Raw genomic sequence first — 9,125 nt, forward strand, 5'->3', positions numbered from 1 at the left:
GAAGCAGGGAACGGCAAGTGTCGAACGTCATCATTGGGATCATCGGGGTGGTTCTCTTCATCGGTCTGGCGATTGCCGGGGCCGTCTACCTGGGACCGCAATTCACGAACTCGAAGAACGTCGGCGATATGGCGAAGGTGACAGCTGCCTTGTCCCAAATCGTCTCAGCGGTTGAGCTGCGGCAACAGAGGACCGGCGAGGTCCTGCCGTCGAACACAGACATCAGTCTGCTCGTGTCGGAGGGCTACTTGAAGAGTCTGCCGACGAATCCGTTCGATGCGGCTCGGCCGTACCAACTGTACTCGGATAATGGGGCGAGAGTGACCAATCAGGCTGTGTTGGTTGTCGGGGTAGACATCGGCTCGTCGGATCGCGCGAAGGACGCGTGCATCGCGCTGGAGCGTCAGGCGGGGATGCAGAGCATGGCGCATCTTGAGGCCGCCACGGCAGTCGGGATGGGCGCCTGGACCGCGGCCAATCCGCGTCCAGGCTGCTTCTGGCGCCCGCTTGCGGGCTCGCTCATGGTCTGGGCGCCTGTGGCAAGCTGAGCGCATGAAAAGCCCCGCTGCCGGAGAGCAGCGGGGATCCGTGGTTCCCGAGTTGTGATCAAGCGCTCGCGCGTGGCGCGTGCCATTTGTTGAGGACTCGCGCGAGCGGCGCCGGATCGGACGGATCGTAGGACCGCAGGTCATGCTTGCCGTCGGTGATCATCGCGATCTCGTGTGGCATGAGCTCGTCCAGCATCGCTAGGCCTCGGTCTGTGAACGTCAGACGCAGGGCGTCCCGGGCCGCATAGCTATGTTCGCGAATGACGGTCCTCCCCTGCGCGACGAGTGCTGCCTCAGCTTCCGTGAGGATGCCGCTGTGCGCCTCGAACCCCGTTCGGGCCGGGTCGCCGAGTTCATAGAACGAGTAGGCGAAGAAGGCGGGGAGCGACCCCTGCGCGCGGCTACGCGCGGCAGCGAAGAGGCCGAGAAGAAGGATCGCGAGGAGGACAATCGAATAGGGGTGCATCAAGGTCTCCGGGTTGGCAGTTATCGAGGCGGGCTCAAGCCGCGAGGCGGAAGAAGCCAACCGGCAGGTCGGCTTCGAACACGCGGGCGCCAGCGGCGAGCTGCGTCAGCAGGAACCCCAGCACGTTCCGGCCGATCAGCACGGCGCCGCGCGGCTCCGCACCCCAGAAGCGATCGCGCATCGAGAGTTCGACGATCTGGCGTCCGCCGGCGTTCGCCAGCGCGAGCTGAAAGCGCTCACTCTGCAGCTTGCAGGTGAGCGCAAACGCCATCGCCAGCAGGTTCATCTGCTCCCAGTCGGGCCGGGTCTCTTTCTTGCGCGTGTAAGCGAGGTCCTTCGCTGCCCACGCGGTCGGCGCGTGCCGGATCTGCTCCTGGAACTCAGGCAGGTGCGGGAACCGCAGCGCCTGGTACAGAGCCTCGGACGAGCCCCAGCGCAGACCGAAGGCGTAGATCGGCATGCCGTTGGCCATATTGCCGAGCGCGCCATGCTCGTCCTTCGCCTTGCAGAAGACGGCGCAGACGTCCTTCTGGAAGGTGGCGACGGCCGGGATCCGGAGGTCGAAGGCCACCGGAGCGGCGGTAGGAGCGGCGATCGCCATCGAAGTGGCGACGGCAGCGGATAGCGGACGCGAGCGACCAAAGGCCATAATTTCCTCCCGATTTAAGCTTCAGGCGGCTTCGGAAGGATCTTAGATCTGACTATGCTTGCGTCGCATCCTCGCTCGCCGGAGGAACGCAAACGCCCTATTCGAGGTCGGGCCGCTCCCTGGTCCACTCGGCAAAACCATTGCAGACCTGCGGCCTCGAACCGTCGACCGTCTCATGGCAGCCCCAGATGACGCTCTCGCCGGCCGACAGGCGCCCGGCAAGCCGCGCTTTAAGGATGTCGGCGGCTCGCTGCTCCGATTCCGTGAGGCCGTCGCCGAACGGGCATTTGTCACAGCGGGTCGCGCGAATGTCTGGTGGGCGATCGATGGCAATCACCCTGGTAGCGGGAGCGAACATGGCGCGCAGCGCCGCAAGCGGATCGTGAGCTTCAGTCATGGAGTCCTCTGGATTTGCCTTGAAATGTTCAGGAGCCTACCTCGGCCCAATCGCCGTCCTCGCGACAGGCGATAGTGTAGAGATCCTCGGTTTGGCCTGGCAGCGCACACTGCCCAACGGCGAACCGGTCTGCGCTGAAGTGCCAGCCGGCGAACTGCCACACCGCCTTGCGATGCCCTGACGGGAGAACCTCCCAAATCAGGATGCGGTCGCTCTCTGGGTCCGGACCTCCGTTCTCGTCGAACGTCTCTCGCAGCAGGTCGAGCGCGCTTGCGAGCGACGGGTGAGCGGTGTCGACGGCGCGATCGTCATGATGCTCGATGACATAGGCGGTGGGACGCTTCGGATCTTCGGCGCCCGACAGGAGGAGGCGAACGGTCTGGGTGCTGTCGGCGGCGAGGCGCGCCTTAGCCGCCTCCGAGATGTCGGCTGGCACGCGATAGGCCTGGCCCCCGCGGTCAGCGCCGGGGTTGGCGAGCCAGCGGAGATATCCGGCGTCGACCGTGCTGAGCCGCTGGCCACGGTGCTTGCCGAAGTTGAGAACCGGATCAACGATGTCGGCGCCCTGATCGTGAAAGACGAGGGACGTCGTCGTAGGTTCCGCCTGTTCGATGAAGGAGATCGGGACCCAGGCGATGGGGTCTGGCCCGCTCTCGCTGAGGCGGGTGCCCTGAAGATTGTGCCAGCTACGCTCCGGACCCTCCCAGGTCGCGGACATGATTTCGGTCTCGATCGTGATGTAACCGCTGGGGCGCTTGATCAGGACGTGATCTCCGATCTGCGGCAGCCCCATCGCGGAGGCGCTGATCCAGTCGAGGTCGTCGAACTGGCGGATCTCGGTCCAGGCGAACGGGAGTTCGCCGCTCTCGCCGAGGTGATCATTGGCGACGGTGCGCCACGGGGCGAGAGGATGTTGAGCCGCATACGTCGCGGTCCGGTAATCGGTGCGGCCATGGTACATGCCGCTCGAGCGGGCGGCCAGAACGACCAGGCTCGCCCAAGGAAGGGTGACGGTGACGGAGGTCCAGGTGACGTGCTTTTGCATCGTCGATTTCCTTCTCATGATGGGGTTCGACAGGAGATCCCGGTGAGAATGGGGGACGAGTGCCGCGCAGGCGGCGAAGTCCCGACGAGCTGTTTCGCTCGGCGGGATCCGCTTAGATGTCGCCGACCGCCACGCGCTTCAGATAATCGAGCGCTTCATGCTCGAGGTTCTTCGAATGGATGAAGTCCGTCAGAGCTCGGATGACGGTCTCATTGCTGAGCCCTTCGTCAAAGGCGAGAGAGGAAACATCGTTGTACAGGTCGTCCATGAGGATCTTTCCGGTGAGAGGATGATGGTGAGAGGCCAACAGCGGGAAGTTTTCCTCCAGCGACCTGGCTCCGCAAACCTCGACCATGCGCAGGGAAAAGATCCAGATGACAGCCTGTCGGGTAAGGGATAAGGTTCCAGCCGCGCAGAGAGCGCGTCCACGCCAGCGGGGTAGTTGTGTCGAACGTCATCATCGGGATCATCGGAGTGATCCTGTTCATCGGCCTGGCTATCGCTGGGGCCGTTCATCTCGGGCCAAGATTTACCGGTGCTCGCACGGTCAGTGACGCGGCGCGCATCATGGCGCAGTTGGAGCAGATCAACGCAGCGATCGAGGCGCGACAGCAGCGCACGGGCGAGGTGCTAGAGGGGCCGAATGCGACAGTCGACCAGCTTGTAGCTGAGGGCTACCTGAAGAGCGCGCCGATCAACATTTTCCCCGGAAATTCCATCACGATCTGGGCCAATGGCAACAATGCTGCCTCCACAGGACCCGTGGTTCGTATCAACTACCGGATGGACCTAACCGACCGGGCCAAACAGATCTGCTTGGAGATCGAGCGGCGCGCCGGTTTTGAAAACCCGGATACCATCGAGAACGCCACATATACTCAGACGCATGAGGCCGCGAACCCATCCCGGCGTCCCGCTTGCATTCGGAACCAGAATGGTAACAGCTACGTCGTCTATAAGCCGGTCGGCGACGGATTTTGAACGTGTCCACATCGTTCAACGAGGCCGAAGCCAGCGCACCGGGAGACCGGTTCGAATCAGGAGATCTTTGTGTCTAATGTGCTCATGGGCATTCTGGGAGTCATTCTGTTCATTGGTATGGCGTTGACCGGCGCCAGCTACTTTGGAGAGAACGTGCAAGACGGTCAGGCGCAAGCCAAGGCGACACGGATCGCGGCTGACTTCGCGCTGATTGGGCAGGCGGTTCAGGATCGAGTATATGCCACTGGCACAATGCAAGCGGCGGAAGCCTCGCAGGCGACCGCCGGAGCTAGAGTCGCAAGTCTGGTCACGGACGGCTACCTGAAGTCGACGCCGGCGCCGCCCGTAGGCTCCAGCATCTATCAATTGCTCGACCGAACAGCCGGCACCAACGGTCAGGCTGCGGCGTTCCTAGTGCTCAGTATCGGGAGTACGAGCGAAGCACGCGCAACTTGCTACGCCTTGGAGCGCTTATCCGGCCAAAGCGGGACTTTGCCGCATATCGAATCGGGTGAAGCGGACCTGGGAGGAGCGATGCGGTCTCGCCCTCGCGCCGGTTGTTTCAGGTCGATCACCTATAACGCGTATCTCGCCTATACCCCCGTCGGTTCGTCGGTCTGATGTGGGCAAGAGGCACAGTCTCGCAGCCGTGATTTCTCCGGCGGGAGGCGGCGTGTCGGCTAGGCCATGATGGTCGGCGCAAGCCGGACCCCAGCGGCGGTTCTGCTCCGCGGCGCGGTTGCGACAATGCGAGTTGCGCGGCCATAAGCAGCGGCGGCTATCGCGAGTGCGTTATGATCGCGAAAGATGGTGCTCTGCAGGATCGCGATATCGGCGGCTGCCAGGTTTTGGCGGGCCGTGTAGGCATCATGGACGGGCAGGGACGAGGCTGCGGTTGCCAGGGCAGCTCTTTCGGCCGCGATGTCGTTCTGGAGACCACGAGCTCGAGCTGCGACTGCGATGGCCGAGGAGGCGAAGGCCGGAGTAGCGCTAATCATTTCATGTCTCCGATGAGCTTTGCCCAAGCCAAACGAACGCACGTCCTGCCTGTCATACGCCAGCAGCTCGGCCAGTGTTTCCTGCTCAGTCGGCGCGAGTGACAGAGAGAAGCCCGCCGCGGCGGTGCCGGGCGGGCTTCTTCTCGTACGATCGCTGTCGGGCTTAGGCGGCGGCCGTGGCGGCCGGCTTCGGGAAGCCGAGGACCCGCAGGGTGCCGCCATCGCGCTGGAGCAGCAGCTCGACCTTGCGACCCTTCTTGAGCTTGCTCTTCACCGCTGCGTGCGCCGGGCCGAAGGCCATAACGGTCGCGATGTTGGTGCGGCCGGCGGCCTCGACGGTGGCGCCGCCCAGGTAGGCGTACGGCTCGTTCTTGGAAGAGCGGCGGGTCGAAACGGAGGCGGGGGTGACGATGGCGACGAAAGAGGGAACGAACTTGCTCATGATGGGTGCCTTCTTCTGATTTCATCCCCGTCGTCGGGGACACTCTCCCTTCCCAAATTTCGAGAGAGAGCCGGCCGGCGCGGGAGCGCTCGGCCGGGAAGAAGTCGGCGGCTGTGCCGCGAGGCTTATCGGATCATCGGCGCGAAGCCGGGATCGTCAATCCGCGCTACACCGCGAGATAATAGCGGGTGTAGCGCTTCTCCCCTTCGCGTCGGAGAATGCCCCTGTCGGCGAGGTCGGCAAGGTCCCGGGTCGTGGTGGGAACTGTCGCGCCCGTGATTTTGATGTAATTCTGGGCACTGAGCCCGCCTTTGAATCCGTCGGGACCAGCATCGAACAGCCTGAGCACGGCCTTGCGCTGGCGGGCGTTCAGGGTGGTCATGTGAGTGTCGAGGAGTCGGGTCTTCATGATGATGAAGCGGATCCGTTCAATCGTGCGCGCTTGCGCAGCTAGGGCGGTTTCCGCGAACCATGTGAGCCAGTCGTGGACTGATCCACCTTTCTGGGCGGCGTTTAGCGCGTCATAGTACGCAACTTTGTTCCTGGTGATGATCTCGGAGAGCATGGAGATCGGCGGCGCGCCAATGGCCTGGCCGAGGGCCTTTTGGGAGATCGACCGGCCGATGCGGCCATTGCCATCCTCGAATGCGTGGACGGTCTCGTACCAGAGATGCGCGAGGCCGGCGCGGGTGAGCGCCGGGACGTTCTCTCGGCTCGCGTTGAACCAGAGCAGGAACCGCGCCATTTCGTGTGGCACGGCGCTGGAAGGCGGCGCCTCGTAGTGGACGGTGCGGTCGTGGTCGGGACCCGAGACGACCTGCATCGGGGAGGGATCGGTGCGGTAGCGCCCAACCTCGTCGACATCGCTCCGCCCGGCGACGACGAGGCGGTGCCACTGGCAGAGCATCTCCTCGGTCAGCGGGTCTTCGAATGACTTACCGATGTGGGTCATCATCTCTGCTATGCCAGCCTCACGCGGGTGGGAACGGCCGGCGGCCATCAGGCCCATGTGCCTGCGGAGCGACGATTGCACGCTCGCTCGATCGAGGACCTCGCCTTCGATGGCAGAGGTTTCGACTGCCTCTTCCTCGAAGAGGCTGATCTTGATGGCGGTCTTGTCGGACGGCGAGAGATAATCCAGATTGGCAACTGCGAGGCCGCCAAGATGAAGGAAGCGATCCTCCAAGGGCCGTAGCCGAGCAGCGTCGTACTGGAATTCAGGCCAGGTCGACTTCTGCCAGATCCAAACAGGCATACGTCCCACTCCTCTATTCCTCATTCATACCGGCATTCCATGAGGAATAGAACGGCTTTCTATTCCTCATCCTGAAACTGGCGGTTTCAGGATGAGCCCGGGTTTCGTCAGCTCCGGTGAAAGAGAAACCCCGCTGCGGGGAGGCAGCGGGGTTGTCTCGCGTGCGCGCTGCTCAGGCGGCCTGCGCGGCGGGCTTGGGGAAGCCGATGACGCGCAGGGTGCCGCCGTCGCGCTGGAGCACGAGCTCGATCTTGCGGCCCTTCTTGAGCTTGCTCTTCACTGCCGCGTGCGCCGGTCCGAAGACCATCACGGTCGCGATGTTGGTGCGACCGGCCGCCTCGATTTTGGCGCCGCCGAGATAAGCGTACGGCTTGTCCGCGGAGGAACGACGGGTGGAGACGGACGCCGGGGTGACGAAAGCGACGAAGGAAGGAACGAACTTGCTCACGATGGGAACCTCTTCTGATTTCATCCCCGTCATCGGGGACACCTGCTTTGATTCGATCTGAATTGGCCAGGCTCACGGGAGCGGAGGCGATCAGTGAGGGAGGCCTGGGGCGCAGGCCGTACGGCTCCTTCGTTCGACGGCTGTCAGGCGGTGACCGGCTCCAGCACGAGCCAGGGCATGATGTGATCTGGGATGTCGAACGCAGCGCGGTCGACGCGCTCGGCAAAATCCGGACCGGAGTGGATACGCCAGGGTCCGGCCGGCACGTCCAAGCGGAGCACATTTTGGGCGTAGGTATCGTCCGAGGCGAGGTAGGCGTCGAGCGTAGCCCTGGCTGAAGCATTTCCGCCAGCGGTCATCAGCGCGCATGCGGTTGCCTGGTCGACAGCGGTTACGCGCCAGACGTCGCAGGAGAAGGTGCCGATCTTCTTCCAGCCGAGCGCCGCGGCGTCGCCGTCGGCATCCTCTTTGCCATCGCTGGTCCAGCATTCCGAGACGATGATGCGGCCGCTGGTCGGATGGAGATGGGCAACGACATAGGTGTTGGTGGTCTGGGCGAAGCCGAGCCCGTGCTCGGAAGCATGTGCCTTGGTGCGGGCCACGCAGCCCGCTTCATGGTTGAGGCTGAGCGCTCCGTAAGCGCGATCGGCGTCGAACTCGATGCCGTTCGAGAAGCCTGACACGCGAAGAGTGTCGGTGAGAAGCAAGCGACCGGTGGGCACGTCGAAGTCGGCAGAGACGAGTGGGACCGTTTCCAGATCCTGGGCGGGTTCCAGATGGAACCTGTCATTGCGGCGCATGAGGGTAGCGACCCAGCTGCGGAACTGGATTTCGCAGCGATCGCCGGAGGCTCCGTCTTGGATGTCGTCGATGCGCCAGTCGAATTCGTCTGTGTCCCCAAGCTCGAGCACCTCGCAAAGCTGGCTCCAGATCCGCTCGACATGTTTCTCGCGGGGAAGCTCCTCCTGCATGGCAAGTCGGCCGAGCGGCCGGTTGCTTTTGGAGTCGACAGCAACGGCCGCGGAGATGATCAGACGATCGCCAATGACAGCCAGCAGCGAAGGCTGGACTTCGCCGCCGTCGACAAAGCCGTTCCACGCAGTGGCCTGCCAAACGTCCCGGCCAGCAAGGCCGATGATCTTGCTCAGGCGGCCCGCGGCTCGGAGCTCCAGGAGGTGGGCGAGAAGCGCGGGCTGAAAGGTCGACACTCGATGACTGCAGAACGCCTTTCGATCGTCCTTGCGGTTGATCGCGGCGGCTTCTTGGAAGGCGGAGAGCGGATAGTGCTGCGCGAATGCCATGTCTGATTTCCTCATCTGAAACGGGATCGCAGCAGCAAGCGAACTGCTCCCCAAAGGGCTTTGCCACTCGAACCGCATGAAAAAGGCCCGCCGGTGACGCCGGCGGGCCTTGATCGTGTCGCGAGCCTGGTGAGGCTTAGGCCGCCTTCGCCTGGCGCGGGGCGCGCTCCTTGGGGAAGCCGACGACGCGCAGGGTGCCGCCGTCGCGCTGCAGCGCGAGCTTCACGGTATTGCCCTCGACGAGCTGCTCGAGCACCTCGGCGCGCTGGTTGCCGAACGCCATCACGACGCCGAGATTCTCGCGGCCCTTGTAGCTGATCTTCGAGCCGGCGATGTAGCTGTAGTCGCCCTTGGTGGCCGACGTGCGGGTCTCGACCGCGCCCACGGTGACGTCTGCATGGAAGATCGCGCGGAAGCCGTTGTTGCCCTGGGTCTCGGTGGTGCCGTTGTTGTCGTTCATGATCTGATGTGTCCTTCTTGATTTCATCCCCTCGATGGGGATCGCTTTCCCTGAGCAAATCCTGACCTTGGGTGAGCGCGGCGCCACCAAGACGCTGGGCCGCCGGCCATCTGGGGTGCCCCGGGAGCCGCAGAG

At 63.7% G+C, this 9,125-nt stretch carries 14 protein-coding genes; 4 read left to right on the plus strand and 10 right to left on the minus strand.

Going from position 1 to position 9,125, the window contains the following annotated elements; all coding sequences use genetic code 11:
- Nucleotides 1-17: 17 nt before the first annotated feature.
- Complete coding sequence (locus ETR14_RS26825; RefSeq protein ID WP_129392888.1) at nucleotides 18-548, plus strand: hypothetical protein; 531 nt, start codon at nucleotides 18-20, stop codon at nucleotides 546-548.
- 58 nt (nucleotides 549-606) lie between these two features.
- On the opposite strand, the gene ETR14_RS26830 is transcribed toward ETR14_RS26825, so the two are convergent.
- The 5 genes from ETR14_RS26830 to ETR14_RS28650 form a co-directional block, all read right to left on the minus strand.
- Entirely contained in the window at nucleotides 607-1,014 is a 408-nt protein-coding gene (locus tag ETR14_RS26830; protein ID WP_129392891.1) for a hypothetical protein, read from the minus strand.
- 34 nt (nucleotides 1,015-1,048) lie between these two features.
- Nucleotides 1,049-1,615: an NADAR family protein gene (locus tag ETR14_RS26835; RefSeq protein WP_165356660.1), complete on the minus strand. Its 567-nt coding sequence runs from the start codon at nucleotides 1,613-1,615 to the stop codon at nucleotides 1,049-1,051.
- 145 nt (nucleotides 1,616-1,760) lie between these two features.
- On the minus strand, nucleotides 1,761-2,060 hold the full coding sequence (locus tag ETR14_RS26840) for a hypothetical protein (RefSeq protein WP_129392897.1): 300 nt from the start codon (nucleotides 2,058-2,060) through the stop codon (nucleotides 1,761-1,763).
- Between the two features lie 28 nt (nucleotides 2,061-2,088).
- Complete coding sequence (locus ETR14_RS26845; protein WP_129392900.1) at nucleotides 2,089-3,105, minus strand: hypothetical protein; 1,017 nt, start codon at nucleotides 3,103-3,105, stop codon at nucleotides 2,089-2,091.
- 112 nt (nucleotides 3,106-3,217) lie between these two features.
- Entirely contained in the window at nucleotides 3,218-3,373 is a 156-nt protein-coding gene (locus tag ETR14_RS28650) for a hypothetical protein (RefSeq protein WP_165356661.1), read from the minus strand.
- A 176-nt stretch (nucleotides 3,374-3,549) separates the two neighbouring features.
- Between ETR14_RS28650 and ETR14_RS26850 the strand changes: the two genes are divergently transcribed.
- Both ETR14_RS26850 and ETR14_RS26855 read left to right on the plus strand, forming a co-directional pair.
- Entirely contained in the window at nucleotides 3,550-4,086 is a 537-nt protein-coding gene (locus tag ETR14_RS26850; protein ID WP_129392903.1) for a hypothetical protein, read from the plus strand.
- Between the two features lie 69 nt (nucleotides 4,087-4,155).
- Nucleotides 4,156-4,707, plus strand: a complete 552-nt coding sequence (locus tag ETR14_RS26855) for a hypothetical protein (RefSeq protein WP_129392906.1) — start codon at nucleotides 4,156-4,158, stop codon at nucleotides 4,705-4,707.
- Nucleotides 4,708-5,247: 540 nt separating this feature from the next.
- Here the strand turns inward: ETR14_RS26855 and ETR14_RS26860 are convergent.
- The 4 genes from ETR14_RS26860 to ETR14_RS26875 all read right to left on the minus strand — a co-directional run bounded on the left by ETR14_RS26860 (nucleotide 5,248) and on the right by ETR14_RS26875 (nucleotide 8,029).
- A complete protein-coding gene (locus ETR14_RS26860) occupies nucleotides 5,248-5,526 on the minus strand; it encodes a hypothetical protein (RefSeq protein WP_129392909.1) in 279 nt (92 codons plus the stop codon).
- A gap of 166 nt (nucleotides 5,527-5,692) precedes the next feature.
- Nucleotides 5,693-6,805, minus strand: a complete 1,113-nt coding sequence (locus tag ETR14_RS26865) for a Fic family protein (RefSeq protein WP_371416860.1) — start codon at nucleotides 6,803-6,805, stop codon at nucleotides 5,693-5,695.
- A 148-nt stretch (nucleotides 6,806-6,953) separates the two neighbouring features.
- Nucleotides 6,954-7,229 carry a hypothetical protein gene (locus ETR14_RS26870; protein ID WP_129392915.1) on the minus strand — a complete coding sequence of 92 codons (276 nt, stop codon included), beginning with the start codon at nucleotides 7,227-7,229 and terminating at the stop codon, nucleotides 6,954-6,956.
- Between the two features lie 143 nt (nucleotides 7,230-7,372).
- Nucleotides 7,373-8,029 carry a hypothetical protein gene (locus ETR14_RS26875; protein ID WP_129392919.1) on the minus strand — a complete coding sequence of 219 codons (657 nt, stop codon included), beginning with the start codon at nucleotides 8,027-8,029 and terminating at the stop codon, nucleotides 7,373-7,375.
- Here ETR14_RS26875 and ETR14_RS26880 point away from each other — a divergent pair.
- Nucleotides 8,006-8,536, plus strand: a complete 531-nt coding sequence (locus tag ETR14_RS26880) for a hypothetical protein (protein ID WP_129392922.1) — start codon at nucleotides 8,006-8,008, stop codon at nucleotides 8,534-8,536. The two genes, ETR14_RS26875 and ETR14_RS26880, sit on opposite strands and share 24 nt — an antisense overlap.
- Nucleotides 8,537-8,666: 130 nt before the next feature.
- On the opposite strand, the gene ETR14_RS26885 is transcribed toward ETR14_RS26880, so the two are convergent.
- A complete protein-coding gene (locus ETR14_RS26885; RefSeq protein WP_129392925.1) occupies nucleotides 8,667-8,990 on the minus strand; it encodes a hypothetical protein in 324 nt (107 codons plus the stop codon).
- Nucleotides 8,991-9,125 lie beyond the last annotated feature (135 nt).

This window comes from Sphingosinicella sp. BN140058 (genome assembly GCF_004135585.1).
GTDB lineage: Bacteria > Pseudomonadota > Alphaproteobacteria > Sphingomonadales > Sphingomonadaceae > Allosphingosinicella.